The sequence below is a fragment of the Rhodovibrio sodomensis genome, from assembly GCF_016583645.1.
Lineage (GTDB): Bacteria > Pseudomonadota > Alphaproteobacteria > Kiloniellales > Rhodovibrionaceae > Rhodovibrio > Rhodovibrio sodomensis.
Genome location: NZ_NRRL01000026.1, coordinates 21,382 through 42,641, shown reverse-complemented (window position 1 = coordinate 42,641; position 21,260 = coordinate 21,382). Strand labels below are relative to the sequence as shown.

18 protein-coding genes are annotated in these 21,260 nt (G+C 69.8%); 12 read left to right on the top strand and 6 right to left on the bottom strand.

The annotated features are described in order from the left end of the window. Positions 1-383 precede the first annotated feature (383 nt). Both CKO28_RS11405 and CKO28_RS11400 read left to right on the top strand, forming a co-directional pair. The gene (locus tag CKO28_RS11405; RefSeq protein ID WP_200340907.1) at positions 384-716 is read left to right on the top strand and encodes a non-heme iron oxygenase ferredoxin subunit; all 333 of its coding nucleotides are present in this window, start codon (positions 384-386) and stop codon (positions 714-716) included. 7 nt (positions 717-723) lie between these two features. Beyond that, entirely contained in the window at positions 724-1,974 is a 1,251-nt protein-coding gene (locus tag CKO28_RS11400) for an NAD(P)/FAD-dependent oxidoreductase (protein ID WP_200340906.1), read from the top strand. Here the strand turns inward: CKO28_RS11400 and CKO28_RS11395 are convergent. The 3 genes from CKO28_RS11395 to CKO28_RS11385 form a co-directional block, all read right to left on the bottom strand. After that, positions 1,957-2,643: an exopolysaccharide biosynthesis protein gene (locus tag CKO28_RS11395; protein ID WP_200340905.1), complete on the bottom strand. Its 687-nt coding sequence runs from the start codon at positions 2,641-2,643 to the stop codon at positions 1,957-1,959. The two genes, CKO28_RS11400 and CKO28_RS11395, sit on opposite strands and share 18 nt — an antisense overlap. A gap of 519 nt (positions 2,644-3,162) precedes the next feature. Beyond that, the gene (folE, locus tag CKO28_RS11390; RefSeq protein WP_200340904.1) at positions 3,163-3,855 is read right to left on the bottom strand and encodes a GTP cyclohydrolase I FolE; all 693 of its coding nucleotides are present in this window, start codon (positions 3,853-3,855) and stop codon (positions 3,163-3,165) included. A 218-nt stretch (positions 3,856-4,073) separates the two neighbouring features. Further along, positions 4,074-4,499: a GlcG/HbpS family heme-binding protein gene (locus tag CKO28_RS11385; RefSeq protein ID WP_200340903.1), complete on the bottom strand. Its 426-nt coding sequence runs from the start codon at positions 4,497-4,499 to the stop codon at positions 4,074-4,076. Positions 4,500-4,803: 304 nt separating this feature from the next. Between CKO28_RS11385 and CKO28_RS11380 the strand changes: the two genes are divergently transcribed. From CKO28_RS11380 to CKO28_RS11360, 5 genes are all read left to right on the top strand, one after another. Beyond that, positions 4,804-5,766 carry a 2-hydroxyacid dehydrogenase gene (locus CKO28_RS11380; protein WP_200340902.1) on the top strand — a complete coding sequence of 321 codons (963 nt, stop codon included), beginning with the start codon at positions 4,804-4,806 and terminating at the stop codon, positions 5,764-5,766. A 320-nt stretch (positions 5,767-6,086) separates the two neighbouring features. After that, positions 6,087-7,253, top strand: coding sequence for a TRAP transporter substrate-binding protein (locus CKO28_RS11375; RefSeq protein ID WP_200340901.1), 1,167 nt, complete (start codon positions 6,087-6,089; stop codon positions 7,251-7,253). A gap of 349 nt (positions 7,254-7,602) precedes the next feature. Then, complete coding sequence (locus CKO28_RS11370) at positions 7,603-8,199, top strand: TRAP transporter small permease subunit (protein ID WP_200340900.1); 597 nt, start codon at positions 7,603-7,605, stop codon at positions 8,197-8,199. Beyond that, positions 8,196-9,518, top strand: coding sequence for a TRAP transporter large permease (locus CKO28_RS11365; RefSeq protein ID WP_200340899.1), 1,323 nt, complete (start codon positions 8,196-8,198; stop codon positions 9,516-9,518). The genes CKO28_RS11370 and CKO28_RS11365 overlap by 4 nt, the downstream gene beginning before the upstream one ends. Positions 9,519-9,639: 121 nt before the next feature. Beyond that, positions 9,640-10,998: an amidase gene (locus tag CKO28_RS11360; RefSeq protein WP_338050109.1), complete on the top strand. Its 1,359-nt coding sequence runs from the start codon at positions 9,640-9,642 to the stop codon at positions 10,996-10,998. Positions 10,999-11,070: 72 nt separating this feature from the next. Here the strand turns inward: CKO28_RS11360 and CKO28_RS11355 are convergent, their stop codons facing one another. Further along, positions 11,071-11,265, bottom strand: a complete 195-nt coding sequence (locus CKO28_RS11355) for a hypothetical protein (RefSeq protein ID WP_200340898.1) — start codon at positions 11,263-11,265, stop codon at positions 11,071-11,073. A 200-nt stretch (positions 11,266-11,465) separates the two neighbouring features. On the opposite strand from CKO28_RS11355, the gene CKO28_RS11350 reads away from it, so the two are divergent. The 3 genes from CKO28_RS11350 (at position 11,466) to CKO28_RS11340 (ending at position 14,619) form a co-directional block, all read left to right on the top strand. Next, on the top strand, positions 11,466-12,374 hold the full coding sequence (locus tag CKO28_RS11350; RefSeq protein WP_338050110.1) for a 2-hydroxy-3-oxopropionate reductase: 909 nt from the start codon (positions 11,466-11,468) through the stop codon (positions 12,372-12,374). Positions 12,375-12,623: 249 nt separating this feature from the next. After that, positions 12,624-13,883: an ABC transporter substrate-binding protein gene (locus tag CKO28_RS11345; protein WP_338050108.1), complete on the top strand. Its 1,260-nt coding sequence runs from the start codon at positions 12,624-12,626 to the stop codon at positions 13,881-13,883. A 166-nt stretch (positions 13,884-14,049) separates the two neighbouring features. Further along, positions 14,050-14,619, top strand: a complete 570-nt coding sequence (locus CKO28_RS11340) for a nicotinamidase (RefSeq protein WP_200340896.1) — start codon at positions 14,050-14,052, stop codon at positions 14,617-14,619. Positions 14,620-14,786: 167 nt separating this feature from the next. On the opposite strand, the gene CKO28_RS11335 is transcribed toward CKO28_RS11340, so the two are convergent. Next, the gene (locus CKO28_RS11335; RefSeq protein WP_200340895.1) at positions 14,787-17,453 is read right to left on the bottom strand and encodes an AMP-binding protein; all 2,667 of its coding nucleotides are present in this window, start codon (positions 17,451-17,453) and stop codon (positions 14,787-14,789) included. A 508-nt stretch (positions 17,454-17,961) separates the two neighbouring features. Between CKO28_RS11335 and clpS the strand changes: the two genes are divergently transcribed. Both clpS and clpA read left to right on the top strand, forming a co-directional pair. After that, on the top strand, positions 17,962-18,297 hold the full coding sequence (clpS, locus tag CKO28_RS11330; protein WP_200340894.1) for an ATP-dependent Clp protease adapter ClpS: 336 nt from the start codon (positions 17,962-17,964) through the stop codon (positions 18,295-18,297). A 7-nt stretch (positions 18,298-18,304) separates the two neighbouring features. Beyond that, positions 18,305-20,692, top strand: a complete 2,388-nt coding sequence (gene clpA / locus CKO28_RS11325; protein ID WP_200340893.1) for an ATP-dependent Clp protease ATP-binding subunit ClpA — start codon at positions 18,305-18,307, stop codon at positions 20,690-20,692. 100 nt (positions 20,693-20,792) lie between these two features. On the opposite strand, the gene CKO28_RS11320 is transcribed toward clpA, so the two are convergent. Next, the gene (locus tag CKO28_RS11320; protein ID WP_200340892.1) at positions 20,793-21,245 is read right to left on the bottom strand and encodes a copper chaperone PCu(A)C; all 453 of its coding nucleotides are present in this window, start codon (positions 21,243-21,245) and stop codon (positions 20,793-20,795) included. Positions 21,246-21,260: the final 15 nt, after the last annotated feature.

The following is a 21,260-nucleotide window of genomic DNA, read 5'->3' as shown; positions in this document are numbered from 1 at the left end:
GGGGTGCGGCCGTTGCGGGCCGACGGCGTGCCGCGCCTGTCGACCCAAGTTCCTGAGTGCTAACCGGTATCTTGGCCCGCACGGGGGGTGCTTCAAGTCCGTGACAGCGGGCGTGCGTGCGCGATGTGCGCGCGCTCACACCCCAGCCGGACCGCCGTTGGCCGGATCACCCGGCGAGTCGCGCCCCGTCTGCCGCGCCTTTCGGGTGGCTGCTCCGCCCGCGATCGTGACACACCCGCATGCCGTCACGCCATGGCGAGGCGCCCCTGGTCGATGCTATGTAGCGATGGCACAGCGCGCACCGGCGACGGCTCCGCGCCGCCCTGTCCGGCTGCCTGACGCCGTCTGCGCCAAACCAAATCGACCAGCATGAGGGACCCGACATGGCCGACGACACCCTGGAGTGGCACGCCGTCACCAAGGCGAGCGAGCTTGAGGAGCAGGAGCCGGAGCACGCTCGGATCGGCGATACGCTGATCTGCGTGGTTCGGCTGGAGGACGGCATCTTCGCCATCAACGATGTCTGCAGCCACGAGTTCGCGCAGCTGTCGGAGGGCTTCGTCGACGGCGAGGAGATTGAGTGCCCGCTGCACCAGGCGACCTTCAACCTGAAGACCGGCGAGGCGACCGCGCCGCCGGCCGACGATCCGGTCGAGACCTATCCCGTTAAGATCGAGGACGATCAGGTCTACGTCGGCTTCAAGAAGCAGGCCTGAGGCCGCGTTGGCCGACCCGACGTCCAACCAGACCTTCATCGTCGTCGGCGGCGGCCAGGCCGGCGGGCGCGCCGTCGAGGGTATCCGCAAGGCCGGCTTCGACGGCACCGTGATCCTGCTGGCCGAGGAAGAGCGGGCGCCCTACGAGCGCCCGCCGCTCTCCAAGCAGGTGCTGACCGGGGAGGCCGAACCGGACAGCGCCAAGCTGCGCGAGGACGGGTGGTACCGGGAGCACGGCATCGACCTGCGCCTGGCCACCCGGGCCGGCCGGATCGACCGGGCGCGCAAGCGCATGGTGCTGGCGGACGGGCGGGAGCTGGCCTACGACCGGCTGCTGCTCGCCACCGGCGCGCAGCCCAAGGTGCCCGGTCTGCCGGGCGTCGAGCTTCCGGGCGTGCACGTGTTGCGCGACGTCGCCGACAGCCTGGCGCTGCGCGACGCGATGCGGGCCGGCGCGCGGGTTGCCCTGGTCGGCGGCGGCTACATCGGCCTGGAGGTCGCGGCGGCGGCGCGCAAACTGGGCTGCGACACGACCGTCCTGGAGGCCGCGCCCAGCCTGATGCGCCGGCAGGTCGCCCCGGAGCTGGGCGACTGGTACGCCCGTCTGCACCGCGACCACGGCGCGGACGTCCGCCTCGAAGCCGAGGTCGCGCGGCTGCTGGGCAGCGCCCGGGTGGCCGGCGTCGAACTGGCCGACGGGAGCCGGATCGACGCCGATCTGGTGGTGATCGGGGTGGGTATCCGCCCGAACGTCGAACTGGCGATGCAGGCCGGCCTGGACGCCGACGACGGCATCGAGGTCGACGATCAGGGCCGGACCAGCGATCCCGAGATCTTCGCCGCGGGCGACGTCACCCGGCAGCCGACCCCTTACGCCGACGGCAAGATCCGGCTGGAATCCTGGCAGAACGCCCAGAACCAGGCGCTGGTCGCCGGTCAGGCGATGGCTGGGGCCACGGCGGTCCGGCACGCCGACCTGCCGTGGTTCTGGTCGGACCAGCACGGCATCAACCTGCAGATGGTCGGGATGCCGACCGGCCCGGTGCGCCACGTCTGGCGCGGCGATCCGGCCGCGGGGCCCGGCTTCACGCTGTTCTACCTGGACGACGGCGGCCGCCTGGTCGGCGCCAACGCGGTCGACCGGCCGGCCGACATCGCCGCCGTGCGCCGGATGATCGAACGCGGTGTGAGTCCGGATCCAGCGCAGCTGGCCGATCCGGACGTGTCGCTGAAGAAGCTGTTAAAAGGCCAGGCCTGAGGCCAACGCCAGCGCGGGCGCGGCGGGCACGGCCTCGGACGCCAGCTGCGCCATCTGCTGGATTTTCTCGCCAGCCTCGACCAGTCCCGCGACGACCGCGACGAACACCCCGATCGCCGCGGCCCCAAGCGCCAGGCCGGTGGCAACGATCATGCCGTCGCGCTCCAACAGACCCAGGGCCACGATCAGCAGCGCGGCCCCGGGCAGCCAGCCGGTCAGCGGCAGCGGGGCGAGCGAGACCAGCGAGATCACCACGCAGCACAGGCCGACCAGCCGGTCGGCCGGCGGCTGCCAGATGTGCCGCCAGCGCGTCCGGATCACCCGTTCGATCCGGCGCATCAAGGGTGCCGTGCGCCGGCACGCGCCCAGCACCTTGTCGCGCGTCACCGGCCGGTCGAGCACCCATTCGGGCAGCCACGGCTGCCGGCTGCCGGCGGCCATCTGCAGAGTGACCAGAAGGATCGGCAAGGCCAGCGCGTTGGACACGCCGAGCGGCAGCGGCAGCAACTGCGGGGCGCTCAGCACCAACAAGGCGGACGCCATACCCCGGTCGCCCAGCGCCTCCAGCAGACGACGCAGAGGGATCCGTTGCTCGTCGAACAGCCGCGGAAAGGTCTCCAGCAGATCCGCGGTCGACGGGGCGGTGCGCGGCTCCTGGCGATGATCCAAGCCTGTGCCTCCAGACTCGCCGCCGGCCGGGCCGGCCGACGCGGACACTCCTGGCTCCCGGTCCGTGGCTTCCCGGCCCGCGGCCTCAGGGTTCCTCGCATGAGGCTCTCCCGCCTCGGGGTCCCTCGCCTCGGAGTCCGGGGCCTTACCGTCCGCACCCGTGCGGGCCCGTCGGTGCGGCGGCGCGGCCGCCGCGCGATCGCTGTCGGCATACCGCGTACGTGTCATGGCACGGATGGAATCGCAGGAACAAGCCTTAGGCAAGGCGTAATTGGCGTACGCTCCGTGCTTTCCATACGTACGGCTCGCGCCCGTGCGCGCACGGGCTCGAATGTACGTTGGCGGGCGCACAGCCGTACCGTGCGTTAGCGCACGCACGCCGACCGACGCGGTCCGCCCCGGCATCCGGGGATCAGCGCTGGGGGTCGGCCGCAAACCGGCCGTGCGTACAGCCGGTGGGGCGGCACGCACGGCCGGTCGATCGCGCCTTACGGTATTGATACCAGGGAGAGGTGCCGCTCAGCGGCGGTTCAGGCCGGCCAGGGTTTCGAAATCCTGGCGGACATCGCGGCTTTCGCGGAATTCGCCCAGCATCCGGCTGGTCGTCATCATCGCGCCGTTCTGGCGCACGCCGCGGGTCGCCATGCACTGGTGCTGGCTGCGCAGCACGACGGCGACCCCGCGCGGATCGAGCACGTCGTTGATCGCGTTGGCGACCTGGGAGGTCAGGCGCTCCTGGATCTGCAGGCGCTTGGCGTAAATCTCCAGCACCCGAGCCAGTTTGCTGACGCCGACCACGCGCGTCTTCGGCAGGTAACCGATGTACGCGGTGCCCACGATCGGGACCATGTGGTGCTCGCAATGGCTCGTGAACTCGACGCCGTCCAGGACGATCATCTCGTCGTAGCCGTCGGTTTCGTCGAACGTACGCGCCAGGATGTCTTCAGGGTCCTGGGTGTAGCCGCCGAAGAATTCGTCGTACGACTTGATCACGCGCTTGGGCGTGTCGGCGAGCCCTTCGCGGTCCGGGTTCTCGCCGATATAGGTCAGGAGGGTGCGTACGGCGGCCTCGGCCTCCGCGCGGCCGACCTTGGCGGCGTGGCCGTTGGCATGGCCGGCGGCGGCGGCGGTGTCCCGGCTGGGCGGGCCGTCGGCCGCGGGGGCCTCCGCCTGCTGGTTCCGCAGGGCGTCATGCAGCTCGAACGGAGCCATTGGGCAAGTCCCTTTCGTTATGCGTCCGCGCGTTCGCAACGGGAATTAGGCGGATCGGCGCGTCCGTCCACCCCCAAACGTGTGGGCCGGGGCTTGTGATCCCGCGAAACTGACAGGCGGTGACGATTCTGTGCTTGCCTCTGCTTGCCGCCGGCCCGCCATGAACCCGGCGTCCGCGGGGGCCCGGCGCTGGACCGGGCGCCGGGCCCGCGCGGCGGTCAGCGTTCGGCGAGAAAGCTGTCGATACCGGCCTGCGCGCAGTCGCCGTCCTGGTCCGGGGTGCCGGACGAACAGCCGACGGCGCCCGCGACCTGGCCGTCGACGGTCACCGGGACGCCGCCGCCGACGACCGAGAAGCGCCCGCCGATCGCGGTGTGGATGCCGAAGGTCAGGCTGCCCTCGGCTTGGACGGCCTTGTTGTAATCCGCCGTCGATTTGCGCTGCGCGGCCGCCACCATGGCTTTGTCGCGCGCGATCTCGATCGACAGCACCTTGGCGCCGTCCATCCGCTCGAAGGCGATCAGGTTGCCGCTTTCGTCGGTCACGGCGATGCACATCGGCACGCCAATCTCTTCGGCGCGCCTGGCCGCGCCGGCGATCAGGCTACGGGCGTCGCTCAGCGACAGTCGGGCGATCTGCAGCATGTCGGGCAGTCTCCTGTTGGGTGCGGACTGAAAACGGGGCACCGGCGGGCTCGACCGGCCGGCCGCCGGCCGTGCCGTGGCGGGCCGGGCCGGGGCCGGGGCTGGGCGAAGCCTAGTGGCGCACCCGGCGTTTGACCATCGCCGACCGGCCCTGGGCGCGCCCGCCGGGACCGCGGCGCCGCCGCGGGGGTGCCGAAGCCGGCTTGGAACGTGCTAGAAGCGCGCCGGTACCCGCGCAGGGTGGCCGGCCGCGGTCGGCCGCGCGCGGCCACGACGACAGAAGAACCATTGGGGAGGCACCGCCATGGCGAAGCCGAGCATCCTGGTGACCCGGCGCCTGCCGGACGCCGTGCAGGCGCGGATCGCGCGCCACTACGACGCGGAATTCAACGACGACGACCACGTCTTCTCGACCGACGAATTGCTCGAGCGGTGCGCGGGCAAGGACGCCGTGCTGCCCTGCCATTCCGAGCACTTCACCGCCGCGGTGATCGACCAACTGCCGGCCAGCGTGAGGATCATCGCCAACTTCTCCGTGGGCGTCGACCACGTCGACCTGGAGGCCGCCAAGCAGCGCGGCATCGTGGTCACCAACACGCCCGACGTGCTGTCCGACGCGACCGCCGAGATCGCGCTGCTCCTGACCCTGGGCGCCGCGCGCCGGGCGAGCGAGGGCGAGCGGCTGGTGCGCGGCGGCGCATGGAAGGACTGGAGCCCGTCGTTCATGGTCGGCACCCAGGTCACCGGCAAGACGGTTGGCATCGTCGGCATGGGCCGGGTCGGCCAGGTCGCCGCCGCGCGCTTCCGCGGCTTCGATATGCAGGTGCGCTACCACAACCGCAGCCGACTCGCGCCGGAGAAGGAGCGGGGCGCGGTCTACCACGCCGACCTGGACGAGATGCTGGGGCAGTGCGACGTGATCTCGCTGCACTGTCCGGCGACGGCCGAGTCCAAGGGCCTGATCAACGCCGGCCGGCTGGGTCGGATGAAGGACGGCGCGATCCTGGTGAACACGGCGCGCGGCGCGCTGGTCGACGACGACGCGCTGCTCGACGCGCTGCGATCGGGCAAGCTCGCCGCGGCCGGTCTGGACGTGTTCAACGGCGAGCCGGGCGGCGACCCGCGCTACCGCGAGCTGGAGAACGTGTTCCTGCTGCCGCACATCGGGTCGGCCACGGTGGATACGCGCAACGCGATGGGCGATCGCGCGCTGGATAACCTGGACGCGTTCTTCGCCGGCGACGCCCCGGGCGACCGGGTCGCGTGATGCTCCGCGCGTACGGCCGGTATGCCAGGGATACCGCAGGTTTTAGCCGAAGCCAGGGCTGCAGCCGGGGTCTTGTTAACAGCCGGCCGCGCCGCTAAGCTCCAGGCGCGTCAGGCCCGCGGCGCGGGGCTGCCGGGGCCGGGAAAAACGGACAAGCTGTCCAGTCCGGTGAAGCTTTAGGCTGCGAAAACAACGACCTGGCGGCAGACCACAAAGCAAGCCGCTGGCCGACCGGGCCGGATGCACACCGCTCCCTTGGGGCTTCCTTGGGGCGGTCGCCAGCCGGTCCAGCCAAAGAGAAAAGGGAGGTAGAGTACGCCATGACCGATCAGAAGGTCACGCAGGCGGACGGCGAAACGTCGGAGGCTCCGACCAACGCGAACCGCCGCAAGTTCCTGACGGGCGCCGCCGCCGCGGGCGCCGGTGCCGCCGCGTCGATCGCGGCGCCGCAGATCTCGCGCGCCCAGACCACCACCATCAAGATGCAGGGCGCCTGGGGCTCCGGCGACATCTTCAACGAGTACGCCGAAGACTATGCCCGCATGGTCAACGAGATGGGCGGCGGGCGCCTCAAGATCGACTATCTGACGTCCGGCTCGGTGGTGAAGGCGTTCCGGGTGCAGGACGCCGTCGACAAGGGTGTGCTCGACGCGGGCCACCAGGTCGCCGCGTACTGGTACGGCAAGAACAAGGCCGCCTCGCTGTTCGGCACCGCGCCGGTTTACGGCTGGGACGCGCACATGGCGCTCGGCTGGATCTGGCAGGGCGAAGGCCTGGAGCTGTACCACGAGCTGGTGCAGGACATCCTGGGTCTTAACATCGTCGGCTTCTTCGCGATGCCGATGCCGGCGCAGCCGCTCGGCTGGTTCAACCAGACGATCAACTCCGCCGAAGACATGGAGGGTCTGAAGTACCGCACCGTGGGCCTGGCGACCGACGTCATGCAGGCGATGGGCGTCAACGTCACCCAGCTGCCCGGCGGTGAGATCGTGCCGGCCCTGGAGCGCGGCGTGATCGACGCGTTCGAGTACAACAACCCGACCTCGGACCGTGCGTTCGGCGCCCACGACGTGGCCAACCACTACTATCTCGGCTCCTATCACCAGGCGATGGAGTTCTTCGAGATCATCTTCAACAAGGGCGTTTACGACGGCCTTGCGGACGAGCAGAAGGCGATCCTGCGTCACGCCGCCAAGGCGGCCTCCTCGGACAACTACTGGAAGGGCCTGGACCGCTACTCCAGCGACCTGCGGTGGTTCGAGAACGAGGGCGGCGTGAACGTGCACCGCACCGACAAGTCGATCCTGCAGGCGCAGCTCAAAGCCTGGGACCAGGTGCTGGAGAATCTCCGCGCCGAGAACGCCTTCTTCAAGAAGGTCACGGATTCCCAGCGCGCCTGGGCCGAGCGGGTCGGCTACTACCTGCACGCCGACCAGCCGGACTACGTCATGGCCTGGAAGCACTACTTCGGCGAGTTGCCCTCCTAAGGTCAGCTCCGCCACAACGGCCGGCGGACGCGGTCAGCCGCGGTCGCCGGCCACGGCGACGTGCGCGGGGCGGCGGCCCACACCGCCGCCCCGCGTCTTTGACGGGCGCCCGCCGGCGGCCTGATGGGCCGGTGACAGCCGCGACGGCGATCGTGGACCGTCTGGCGGTCGGTACGGCCGGCATCCGTATCGGCCCGGCCGCGCCGCCGGGGCCGGCGCCCCGCCTCACGACGTTGCACCCGTCACGCGGTGCACGGCGACGCCCACCGGCGGCGTTGCCGGCACGCGCCCTCCGCACGGCCGAAGCATCCCTTCCGGCCATCCGCAGTCCAGCGTGGGGTTACCGCGCATGCAGTACCTGTATTTCGTCGACCGGCTCAGCATGTTCACCGGCAAGGCATTTGCCTGGTGCATCATCATTCTGACGCTGGGCGGTAGCTACGAGGTCTTCGTCCGCTACCTGCTGAACGCGCCGACCGGCTGGGCGTACGACATGAGCTACATCATGTACGGCGCCCTGTTCCTGATGGCCGGCCCCTACACCCTATCGCGCGACGGTCACGTGCGCGGCGACGTCGTCTACCGGCTGTTTCCGCAGCGCGTGCAGGCGGCCGTGGATATGGTCCTGCACCTGATCTTCCTGCTGCCGGCGGTCTGCGCGATGATCTATCACGGCAGCCTGTACGCGCGGGAAAGCTGGGGCTACATGGAAATGTCCATCTTCTCGCCGATGGGCATCCCGATTTATCCGCTGAAAACCCTGATCCCGGTGGTCGGCGTGCTGCTGTTCCTGCAGGGCACGGCCGAGGTGACGCGCTGCGTGTGGTGCATCAAGCACGGCTACTGGCCGCAGCGCCTGCGCGACGTCGAGGAGACCGAGACCGCGATCATGCACCAGAAAGAGGCCGAGCACGCTGATCAGCTCGGCACGGGAGGCCGGTCATGACCGATCCCCAGATCGGCATTATGATGATGGTGTTGTTCATCTTCACCATCCTGCTGGGTTATCCGATCGCCTTCACGCTGCTCGCCATGGGGCTGATCTTCGGCTTCTATGCGATGGGCGCCAACGTGTTCGACCTGATGGTCCAGAACACCTTCGACGTGATGGCCAACGACATCCTGACGGCCGTCCCGCTGTTCCTGTTCATGGGCTATGTGATCGAACGGGCGAACATCATCGACCGCCTGTTCTTCTCGATCCAGGTGGCGGCCCGGCGGGTGCCGGCGTCGATGGCGGTCGCCGCGCTGATCACCTGCGCGGTGTTCGCAACGGCGACCGGCATTATCGGCGCGGTGGTCACCCTGATGGGCCTGCTCGCCTTCCCGACCATGCTGAAGGCGGGCTACGACCAGCGCTTCGCCTCCGGCGTGATCTGCGCGGGCGGGTGTCTCGGCATCATGATCCCGCCGTCGATTCTGCTGATCGTATATTCCGCGACCGCGGGCGTCTCGGTGGTGCAGCTTTACGCCGGGGCGCTGTTCCCGGGATTGATGCTCGCCACGATGTACATCGTCTACGTGATCGGCCGGGCGTTGCTGAACCCGAAGCTGGCGCCGAAACCCAAGCAGGAAGAGATGGACGTTCCGATCGGGCAGGTCCTGAGGCTGATGGCGACCAGCTTCTTCCCGCTTGCGGTCCTGATCATGTGCGTGCTGGGCGCCATCCTGGCGGGCCTCGCCACGCCGACCGAGGCGGCGGCTGTCGGCTCGCTGGGCGGTCTGGTGCTGGCCGCGGGTTACCGCGCGTTGTCCTGGGAGCGGCTGCGGGAATCGGTGTTCCTGACCGCGCGCACCTCGGCGATGGTCTGCTACCTGTTCATCGGCTCCTGGACGTTCGCGTCGATCTTCTCCTACCTCGGCGGGCACGAGCTGATCGAGGCGTGGATCCTGGGTGCGGAGCTGAACCGGGTGCAATTCCTGATCCTGGCCCAGCTGATCATCTTCCTGCTCGGCTGGCCGCTCGAGTGGACGGAGATCATCATCATCTTCGTGCCGATCTTCCTGCCGCTGCTGGAGCCGTTCAACGTCGACCCGCTGTTCTTCGGCATTCTGATCGCGTTGAACCTGCAGACATCCTTCCTGACGCCGCCGATGGCGATGTCGGCGTACTACCTGAAAGGGGTCGCGCCCCCGAACGTGGAGTTGATGAACATCTTCCGCGGCGTGATCCCATTCGTCGGCATCGTCATCCTGGCGATGGTTGCGCTGTACGTCTTCCCGGGGGTGGCGCTCTACCTCCCCGAGGTGATGTACGGCAGATGACGGCCGAAGCCGGCCGAGGCCGCGCGCCGGGTGCGCGCGGTCCCGGCCGGCCGTCGCGGCCGCCGCCGGCAGGCGGCGCCGCGCCCAGTCAACCGACGACGCATCGAGGAGGCGGGTTCCTGTGAGTAGCGGCGCAACGTCGACCGGGACGGATTCGGACAGCAGTGCGACCGCGCTGGTCCGTCGGATCGCCGAGGGCGAGATCACCGCCAGCGAGGCGCTCGAGGCCTACCTCGCGCGGGTCGACGAGTCCGAGGAAACGATCCGGGCCTGGGACCATCTGGCGCGCGACAACGCGCGCAAACAGGCCGAGATCGCCGACAAGGCCCGGCGGCAAGGCGCGCCCGTGGGCGCGCTGCACGGCGTGCCGCTGGGGGTGAAGGACATCTTCGACACCTTCGACATGCCGACCCAGTACGGCACGCCGCTGCACCAGGGCCGCCGCCCGCGCGAGGACGCCTTCGCGGTCGAGCGGCTGCGCAGCCAGGGCGCGATCATGCTGGGCAAGACCTCGACCACCGAGCTTGCGACCTACGCGCCCGGCGTCACCAAGACGCGCAACCCGCACAACCCGGAGCACACGCCGGGCGGGTCCTCCAGCGGGTCGGCCGCGGCCGTGGCGGCCGGGCACGTCCCGGCGGCGCTGGGCACGCAGACCAACGGTTCGGTGATCCGGCCGGCCAGCTTCTGCGGAGTTTGGGGCTACAAGCCCAGCTTCGGCGCGATCTCCCGGACCGGCGTGCTGCGCCAGGCGCCGGCGCTGGACCAGGTGGGCGTGCTGGCAGCGACGCTGCGGGACGCCGGTCTGGTGGCCCAGCACATGATGGTCCACGACGGCCGGGATTCCGCGATGCGCCCGCGGGCGGCGCCGGACCTGCAGGCGGCCGCCGACGAACTGCCGCCGGTCACACCGCTGATGGCGTTCGTGAAGACGCCGGTCTGGGATCAGGCGGACAGCGAGACCCAGGAGGCGTTCGGCGAACTGGCCCAGGCGCTGGGCGAAGCGGTCACCGAGATCGCGCTGCCGGACAGCTTCGCGCACATCCACACCATGCATAAAACGGTGATGGAGGCGGAGATCGCGCGGAACTACCACCGCGACTACGAACGCGGCGCGGACCAGTTGTCCGACAGCCTGCGCAGCCAGATCGAACGCGGCCGCGAGGTCAAGGCGATCGACTACATCCGCTCGATCGAATCGATCGGTGCCCTGGCGGCGATCGCCGATGAGATACTGAACGACTACGATGCGTTCCTGACCCCGGCCGCACCGGGGACGGCGCCGCACGGCCTCGAGAACACGGGCAGTGCGACGTTCTGCACGATCTGGACCTACCTTGGCATGCCGGCGCTCTCGATCCCGCTGATGACCGGGTCCAACGGGTTGCCGATCGGCGTGCAGCTGGTCGGCGCGCGCGGCGACGACGCCCGGCTGTTCCGGATGGCGAACTGGCTGGTCGGGGCGGTCAGCGGCGGCTGACGGCGGGCCGCAGGCACGGATCGCGGGGCCGGCATCCGCGCCGGCCCAAGCGACGGCGAGAGGTGCGGGCGATCAGGCGCTGGAGTTCGGGTTGTCCGAATCCTCTTCCTTCATCGCCTGGTAGAAGTCGAACACCAGCATTCCCATCGTGACCAGCATGACGATCCAAAGCGGCAGCGAGTTGATCGAGACCACCATCCAGCCCAGGAAAAGCAGCGCGATCGCGCAGGAGATCACGCCGGCGAGCAGGGCGGCGTTGCGATACATGGCTGGACTCCTCTTGGCCGTTTAACCGAATTGCCGGGCGCGCGAGGTTAGGGATCGCAGGCGCACCGGCGCCACTAGCGGCGGATTGAAGCATTCCGGTTGCGCCCTGACAAGCGGCCGTCGGCCGGCCAGCCGGCGATCGCCGAGGCAACCCACGCCGGCCGTGCCCGCGGGGCGGGCACGGCGCCACACGACCTGCAATCAGCAAGGAGGCGAAGGCCATGAAAATCGGCTTCATCGGACTGGGCATCATGGGCCGGTGGATGGCCGGCCACCTGGCCGAGGCCGGCCACGAGATCTTCACCGTGACCAACCGCAACCCGGTCCCGGACAACCTGACCGGCAAGGTGAGCGAGTGTTCCAGCGGCAAGGAGGTCGCCGAGGCGTCCGAGGTGATCATCCTGATGGTTCCGGACACCCCGGACGTGAAGAAGGTCCTGTTCGCCGACGGCGGCGTTCACGACGGGTTGAAGGACGGCAAGATCGTGGTCGACATGTCGTCGATCTCGCCGACCGAAACCAAGGCGTTCGCCGCCAAGGTCAGGGAAGCCGGCGCCGGCTATCTGGACGCCCCGGTGTCCGGCGGCGAGGGCGGCGCCAAGAACGCCCAGCTGACGATCATGGTGGGCGGCGCGCAGGAGACCTTCGACAAGGTCAAGCCGCTGTTCGACATCATGGGCGGCTCGGTCACGCTGGTCGGCACAGCCAACGGCGACGGGCAGACCTGCAAGGTCGCCAACCAGATCGTGGTGGCGCTGACCATCGAGGCGGTGGGCGAGGCGCTCACCTTCGCCTCCAAGGCCGGCGCCGATCCGGAGAAGGTGCGCGAGGCGCTGCTGGGCGGCCTGGCGCAGTCCAAGATCCTGGAGGTCCACGGCCAGCGTATGATCGACCGCAGCTTCGACCCCGGCTTCCGGATCGAGCTGCACCAGAAGGACCTGAACCTCGCGCTGCAGGCGGGTAAGCAGCTGGGCGTGTCGCTGCCCAACACGGCGGGCGCGCAGGAGCTGTTCAACGTCTGCAACGCGCTGGGCGGCCAGGCCTGGGACCACTCCGGCATGGTCAAGGCCCTGGAACACATGGCCCAGCACAAGGTAAAGGACGACTGAGCCACGCCAGATCGACCGGGGCCCACGTCAATCGGGGCCCTCGTCGACCGGGGGCCGCGGGGAAGCCGCGCGGCGTTTTGCGTTGCGCCCCCGCGGGCGGCCCCGGTACCCTTTTACGGCGTGTTGGGGGCGTCAGGCTTCGAACACGCCAGCCCTGCCTCTTTACCGTTCACGAACGATCCCGCCAGCGTGCGACACCAACGCCTTTCAGCATCGCTTTTCGCACGCGCTCCACGCCGCGCGTTCTGTGTGCTCCGCCCCCCACGGCCGGCGCTGCGCCGCGGCGCGCGGCGCGCCGCAACGCTCGCCTCCGTCGTGCTGCTGGCGGTGCTGGTCGCGGTTCCGGCGATGCGCGGCGACGCCGCGATCTCGCGCGACGTGCTCAAGATCGGCGTCCTGAACGACCAGTCCGGGGTCTACGCCGACCTGGCAGGCCAGGGCTCGGTCGAGGCCGCGCGCTTGGCGGTCCAGGATTTCGGCGGCGAGATCAAGGGCCGGCCGATCGAGATCCTCTCGGCCGACCATCAGAACAAGCCGGAGCTCGGCGCCTCGATCGCCCGCGAGTGGATCGAGGTGGACGGCGTCGACGTGATCGTCGACGTACCCACCTCCGACGTCGCGCTGGCGGTCCAGAAGGTGACCGAGGACACCGATACCGCTTTCCTGATCAACGGCGCCGCGACCTCGAGCCTGACCGGCGAGTTCTGCTCGCCGACCAGCGTGCACTGGGCCTACGACACCTACTCGCTGGCCGCCGGAACGGTCCGGGCGATGCTGGAAGAGGGGCTGAACAGCTGGTTCTTCGTCACCGCCGACGATGCCTTCGGCAAGAGCCTGCAGGCCGCCGCCCAGCAGGTGATCGGCGCCAACGGCGGTGAGGTGCGCGGCCAGGCCCGCCACGCGCTGAACGCCGGCGACCTGACGGCGCACCTGATGGAAGCGCAGGGGTCGGAAGCCGACGCGATCGGGCTGGCCAACGCCGGCGAGGACGCGGTGCGGGCGGTCCGCCGCGCGCACGAGCTGGGCGTCCACCGCGGCCCGCAGCGGATCGTGCCGCTGCTGTTGTTCCTAACCGACGTCAAGCAATTGGGGCTGGAAGTCGCGCAGGGGCTGCCGCTGACCACCGCGTTCTATTGGGACCGGACCGACGCCAGCCGCGCGTTCGCCGAACGGTTCGCCGCCCGGCGCGACGGCCAGCGGCCGACCATGGTGCAGGCCGGCGTCTATTCCTCGCTGATGCACTACTTGCAGGCCGCCGCGGAGGTCGGCGACGACAGCGGCCAGGCCGTGGTCGACCAGATGAAGCGGATGCCGGTCGACGATTTCTTCGCCACCGACGGCCGGGTTCGCCCGGACGGCCTGATGGTGCACGAGATGTACCGGGCGCGGGTGAAGCGCCCGGCGGAATCCGAGGGGCCCTGGGACCTCTACGAGATCGTCGAGACGATCCCGGCCAAGCTCGCGTTCCGGCCGCTGTCGGAGAGCGACTGCCCGCTGGTCGACGACTGAGCGCTCCCCCGCCTGACACCGCGATACCCGAGGTCGTCGCGGGGCGCCCGCGGCCGGGCCGCCTGCGACGCCCCGGCGTGCTGGACGTGCGCCCGGGTAGTGCCTACCTCCGAGGTGTAAACGGCGATCTGGCGTCGCCGCGCGCAACTCAGGAGGGCCAAGCGTCATGACGATCGATCCCAACCGCGATCTGAGCCCGGCGGACGCCGTGCTGATCGTCGACGTTCAGAACGACTTCTGCCCCGGCGGCGCGCTGGCGGTGCCCGAGGGCGACCGGGTGGTCCCGATGCTGAACGATTGGGCCGAGGCCGCCGTGCGGGCGGGCGCGCGGGTCTACGCCTCGCGCGACTGGCATCCGGGCGACCACGTCAGCTTCGTCCCCGAAGGCGGGCCCTGGCCGCCGCACTGCGTGCAGGACACCGCCGGCGCGGCGTTTCACCCCGATCTGCGCCTGCCGGACTCGGCGATCCTGGTGTCCAAGGGCACGCGCTTCGACCAGGACCAGTACAGCGCGTTCGACGAAACCGGGTTCGCCCAGGAACTCAACCGCAAGGGCGTGCGCCGGGTGATCCTGGGCGGCCTTGCCGAGGACGTCTGCGTGCGTGCGAGCGCGCTCGACGCCATTCAGCACGGCTTCGAGGCCGTGCTGATCCGCGCGGCGACCCGCGCGATCACCGACGACGGGCGCGAGAGCACGGAACGCGAACTCGCCGAGGCCGGCGTGGCGTTCACGTAACCGCGGGTTTAAGGTCCGGAAAACTCTATAAGCACATCCTGAGCGGGCTGGCAAAGCCAGCCGTGTCGAAGGGTCCCTCACGAGCCTCCAGCGAGCTACGTGGACCCTCTTCGACGGAAAGCGGAGGGAACCCGTCGCCGCCGTCGTGCGCACCGGCGTCCGTCGGGTTACGGCTGCGCGCGCTGCGACAGCGCCGCCACCCTGGCGCGCAGGGCCTCGGCGACCGCCTCAGGGGTGGCGTCCGGGCCCGCGAGGTCGCCGGCGGAGACCGGCGGGCCGAAGCGCACCGTGACCGTGCGCGCCTTCGGCCAGCGGGCGCCGCGGGGCATCGCCTCGTAGGTGCCGTCGATGTAGCACGGCAGCGCGCGGGCGTCCGTGTCGAGCAGCAGCCGGCCGATCCCCGGCAGGAAGCGTTGCAGGCGGCCATCGGGCGCGCGCCATTCCTCCGGAAACCAGACCAGGATGTGGCCCTGGCGCAGGACTTCCGCCCCGACCGCGAGGCTGGCGCCGGGGGCGCGGTCGTCGACCGGCACCATGTGTGCGACGCGCGCGAGCACGCGGCCCGGCAGGTTGGTGAACAGGCGCTCCCGGATCGCGCCCCAGACGACCTCGCGGGCGCGCCGGCCGTCCAGCGCGCCGCCGAGCACGACCGGGTCCAGGTCGCTGACGTGGTTCGGCGTGATCACCAACGGCCCGTTGGCTGGCAGGTGCTCCAGACCTTCCACCTTCAGGCCCAGGATCAACCGGGTCAGCCCGCGGGCGACTTGGTGGAGCGCGCGCCCGGTCGTCATCGCGACGGGCCCGCGCGGGCGCAGCCAGTGCCGGGCTTCCGCGACCAGCCGATGGGTGTGCGCGTCCTGGCTGCCCGCCGCGTCCGCCGCGGGCGCCTGGTTAACCTCGTGCAGCAGATCGCGCAGCGTCAGCGTGCGCGCGATCTGTTCTTCCGACAGCGCGATCGCGAAGCGCTCCTGGATCTCCAGTCCGAGCGTCACCCAGGCCAGCGAATCGATGCCGAGGTCGAGCTGCGGGCTGGTGTCCGGGTGCAGCGTATGGTCCGGGAACTTGCCCTGCAGCCAGTCCCAGACCTGCCGGCCGCGGCCGGTTTCCAGCAGCGCCCGGTCGTCGTCCGACCAGGGCGCGTCGGCCGGGCCCTGGCCGCGCTCGGCGCGGTCCAGCAGCGCGGGCAGCTTGTGCCGTTGATACTTGCCGAGCTGCGTGCGCGGCAGCGGCTCGCGCACCAGCGCCCAGTCGCTCAGACGCTTGTAGGCCGGGAGCCGGGGCCCAAGCTCGCCCAGCGACACCCGGATCACGTCGCTGACCCCGTGCCCGGCGCCGCGCAGGGCGTCCATGTCCGGCACGACCAGGCCGACCAGCCGGCCGTGCCGCTCCAGCACCGCGATCTGCCGGATGTAGGGGCTTTCGCCGTAGACCGCCTCGACCTCGTCCGGGGCGACGTTCTTGCCGTCGGGCAGGACGATCATGTCCTTCACCCGGCCGACGATCACAAGGTAGCCGTCGGCGTCCAGGTAGCCGAGGTCGCCCGACTTGAACCAGCCATCGCTCGCGAACGCCTTGGCGTTCGCGTCGGCGTTGTTGCGGTAGCCGGGGAACACGTTGGGTCCACTGATCTGGATCTCGCCCTGACCTTCGGGCGCGTCGGGCGCGCTGTCGTGGTCGATCCGCAGCTGCACGCCCGGCGCCGGCTTGCCTGCGGTGCCGAGCTTGGCCGCGCCCGGCGGGTTGAAGGTCGTGATCGAGGCGGTTTCGACCAGCCCGTAGCCGGACAGCACCATCCAGCCGAACGCCTCCAAGGTCTGCGCCGTCTCCGCCTCCAGCTTGGCACCGCCGGAGGCCATCAGCCGCAGGTTGGGCGCCAGGCGCTTGTGCAGCGGGCGCAGCAGCGTGCGGCCCCAAAGTACGCCGAACCGCCGGCGCAGCCAGCCCGACAGCCGCAGCAGCCGATACATCGCCCGTTCGACCGCGCCGCCCATGCGCAGCCGGTCGGTCAGACCCTGCGCCAGCGTGTCGTACAGCCGCGGCACGCCGACCACGATGTCGACCGCGCCGGCCGACAGGGCATGGCGGATTTCCGGCCCGCTGACGCCGCTCGGCTGGACCTGCGTCGCCCCGGTGATCAGCGGCATCAGCAGGCCGACGATGAACGGGTAGGAGTGGTGCAGCGGCAGCGGCAGCAGCACCCGGTCGCCCGGGCCAACCAGGTCGAGCGCCAGGATCGCGTTCAGATTGCCGACGATGTTGCGGTGGGTCAGCGGCACGCCCTTGGGCGGGCCGGTGGTGCCGCTGGTGTAGAACAGCGAGGCGGTCTGGTCCGGCGCGACGCGGGGCAGGGCGTCGATCGGCGCGGCCGCCAGGTTGCGCCAGCTGCGCGCATCGTCGTCGGGTCCCGCGTCGAGCAGCCAGACGTCGCGGCCGTCGAGCACGCCGGCGGCGTCCAGATCGTCGAGGTGGGCGCGCACGGTGACGATCGCCTTGGGATCGCTGTCGGCCAGCTGCAGCTTCAGCGGCTCGCGCCCCAGATCGCTGTCGAGCGAGACCGCCACGCCACCGGCCAGCAGCACGCCCAGGCGCGTCTGCACCCAGCGCGCCGAGTTCGGGGCGAACAGCGCCACGAAGTCGCCGGGCACCAGCCCGCGCGCCTTCAGCCCCCCGGCCAGCCGGCGCGCGCTGTCGTCGAGCTCGCGGTAGCTCAGGCGATCCTCGCCGTCGGCCGTAAACGCGCGCACCGCCGGGCGATCGCCGCCCTGGGCCAGGTCGCCCAGCAGGTCGAGCAGGGTGGCGGCGTCGTCGGTGCGGGAAGCTGGGGCGTCGACCATGTCTGCCGAGTGACCTCTCGTGCCGGGTTCGTCGTGCCGGGCTCGGGCAAACCGCGGCCGGATCGCCGCGTGAGGCATTGTGACGCGTGCGCCGGGGCGGTTCATCCGCTTTTGGGCGAACTTCCCGTACCGCGCGGGCGTTTGTCCAGATAACGGACGGCTCGGGGCTGGAACTGGCCCGTCCGGCGTCCTAGAGTCTTGTGGGCAGGCGCGCGGACACGGCAGCCGCGCCGGGCGCCAGCCCAGGCACGGGTGCGGGCAGCGAACAGGCAGCAAGCAGGCGGCAAGCCAGTCCGCCGCCACCAAACACGCCCCAGGGGTCGACGCGGTGACGGGCCGCGGTCCCGGCCGGCCGGTCCCACCGTCCAGCAACCGACAGGCTCCGCGGCGCGGGGCTTCCCAAGCAGGCGCGACAGGCAATATCATTCGACAGACACACACGGCGCGGCCGGCCTCCCAGCGCGCACGGCCGGCACGCGGGCGCAAAGGGCGGGTCGACCTCACGGCCATGAGCGAACGCAAGGACCAAGACCAGAACCCGGACGGCGGGACCTCGACCAATGTCGTGGTCAAAACCCGGTCGAAGACGAAAAAGCCGTCGATGTACAAGGTCTTGATGCTGAACGACGATTATACACCCATGGAATTCGTGGTTCACGTCCTTGAAAGCTTCTTCAGCAAGAGTCGCGAGGAAGCGACCGAGATCATGCTGCACGTGCACCATCGGGGCGTCGGGGTTTGCGGCGTCTACAGCTACGAAGTGGCTGAGACAAAGGTAACCCAGGTGATAGACTACGCCCGGAAGCACCAGCACCCTCTGCAATGTACGCTAGAGAAGGAATAGGCCGCGGATGCTCTCGGCAAACCTCGAACAAACGCTCCATCGCGCGCTGGCTTACGCCAACGAGCGCAGGCACGAGTACGCCACGCTCGAGCACCTGGCTCTGGCGCTGATCGAGGATCCGGACGCGGTGGCGGTGCTGCGCGCGTGCGGCGTCGATCTGGACCGCTTGCGCAACGACCTGAACGACTATCTGGACAACGAGCTGTCCAACCTGATCACGACCCAGGTCGGCGACGCCAAGCCCACCGCGGGCTTCCAGCGCGTGTTGCAGCGCGCCGCGATCCACGTCCAGTCCAGCGGGCGCGAGGAAGTGACCGGCGCCAACGTGCTGGTCGCCATGTTCTCCGAGCGCGAAAGCCACGCCGTGTACTTCCTGCAGGAGCAGGAGATGACCCGGCTGGACGCGGTCAATTACATCTCCCACGGCATCGCCAAGGTGGCCGGTCGCAGCGAGGCACGCAACGTGGACGGCGCGGACGACGAACAGCAGGGTGAAAAGGTGGTCCGGAAGGGTCACGAGGCGCTCGACGCCTACTGCATCGACCTCAACCAGAAGGCCGAGGACGGCAAGATCGACCCGCTGATCGGCCGCGATCACGAGGTCGAGCGGACGATTCAGGTGCTGTGCCGGCGGACCAAGAACAACCCGCTCTATGTCGGCGACCCGGGCGTGGGCAAGACCGCGCTGGCCGAGGGCCTGGCCCGGCGGATCGTCACCGGCGACGTGCCGCACGTGCTCTCGGACGCGCAGATCTTCTCGCTCGACATGGGCGCGCTGCTCGCCGGCACCCGCTACCGCGGCGACTTCGAGGAGCGCGTCAAGGCGGTCCTACAGGAGCTCGAGCAGCAGGACCACGCGATCCTGTTCATCGACGAGATCCACACCGTGATCGGCGCGGGCGCGACCAGCGGCGGCGCGATGGATGCCTCCAACCTGCTCAAGCCCGCGCTGCAGAGCGGCACCCTGCGGTGCATCGGCTCGACGACCTACAAGGAATACCGCAACCACTTCGAAAAGGACCGGGCGCTGGTCCGGCGTTTCCAGAAGATCGACGTCACCGAGCCGACGGTCGAGGACGCGGTCAAGATCCTGCGCGGTCTGAAGCCGCACTACGAGAAGCACCACCGGGTTAAGTTCACCAATGAGGCGATCCGCTCGGCAGTTGAGCTGTCGGCGAAGTACATCTCCGACCGCAAGCTGCCCGACAAGGCGATCGACGTGATCGACGAGGTCGGCGCGGCGCAGATGCTGCTGCCGGATTCCAAGCGCCGCAAGACGATCGGCGTGAAGGAGGTCGAGGGCATCGTCGCCAAGATCGCCCGGATCCCGCCGAAGTCGGTGTCCAAGGACGACAAGGCCGCGCTGCAGAACCTGGAGCGCGACCTCAAGACCATGGTGTTCGGCCAGGACCAGGCGATCGAGGCGCTGTCCAGCGCGATCAAGCTGTCCCGCGCCGGGCTGCGCGAGCCGGAGAAGCCGATCGGCAACTACCTGTTCTCCGGGCCGACCGGCGTCGGCAAGACCGAGGTCGCCAAGCAGCTGTCCCGCTCGCTGGGCATCCAGCTGACCCGCTTCGACATGTCGGAGTACATGGAGCGGCACTCGGTCAGCCGGCTGATCGGCGCGCCTCCGGGCTACGTCGGCTTCGACCAGGGCGGCCTGCTGACCGACGCGATCGACCAGCACCCGCACTGCGTGCTGCTGCTGGACGAGATCGAGAAGGCGCACCCGGACCTGTTCAACGTGCTCCTGCAGGTGATGGACTACGGCCGGATGACCGACCACAACGGCAAGTCGGTCGACTTCCGCAACGTCATCCTGATCATGACCACGAACGCGGGCGCGGCCGAGATGGCCAAGCCGGCCATGGGCTTCGTCAACGAGGCGCGCGGCGGCGACAGCGAGGAGGCGATCAACCGCCTGTTCACGCCGGAGTTCCGCAACCGCCTGGACGCGGTGATCCCGTTCCGCAACCTGGACCAGGAGATCATCGCGCGGGTGGTCGACAAGTTCGTCATGGAGCTGGAAGCGCAGCTCGCCGACCGCAACGTGACGATCGAGCTGACCGACGAATCCCGGGAGTGGCTCGCCAACAACGGCTACGACATGCTGTACGGCGCGCGTCCGCTGGGCCGGGTGATCCAGGATCACATCAAGAAGCCGCTCGCCGAGGAACTGCTGTTCGGCAAGCTCGCCAAGGGCGGCGTCGTCCGGGTCTCGATCGATCCGGAGACCGACAAGCCGACCTTCGAGTTCGTCGAGCAGGGCTCCGGCGGCGGCTCCAACAAGGGCGGCGGCTCCGGCGGCGGCCGGCGCAGCAAGGGCACGGACGACGACTCCGGCTCCGGCGGCGGCGGCGCCCAGGAGGAGAGCAAGCCCGAACTGGTGCAGTAGGGCGGCCCGTTCCTAAGCCGGGCGGTCGCCCCGAAAGAAAAGCCCCCGTCAGCGGCGCTGGCGGGGGCTTATTCGTTGTGCGATCTATGCAAGAGGCGCCTCAGCTGGGCAGCTCGACGGTCGTCTCAGGGTCCATCGTGTTCTGGCCAATCGCGAGCTTGACGGTCACGGACGCGCCGTCGGCGCGGTGGAAGGTCACCGGCACCGCCTTGCCGGCCGGCAACGCCACGGTCAGGTCCCGGAGCGAAAGCGCGAAGCGTTCCGCCGGCAGGGTTGCGCCGCTCGCGATTTCCACCCGCTCGGCAACCTGGCCGTCACGGATCATCTGGATCGACCGCGCGGCCCGGCTGGTGACGCGGGTCAGGGTGATCGTGCCCTCGGACTTGTTGACCAAGGTCGGGTGGGCGGTTGTGTCCGCGCCGGCCTTGGCGGGTTCAACCCAGGGGTGGACCACCTGCAGGCCCCCGGAACTGGCCGAGTGCGCGAGGGCGCCCGCGGCCAAGCCGACCGTGGCCGCACCTGCAAGGGCCAGGGTTCGGATTTGGCGAGTCATCTCTCCTCCTCACGG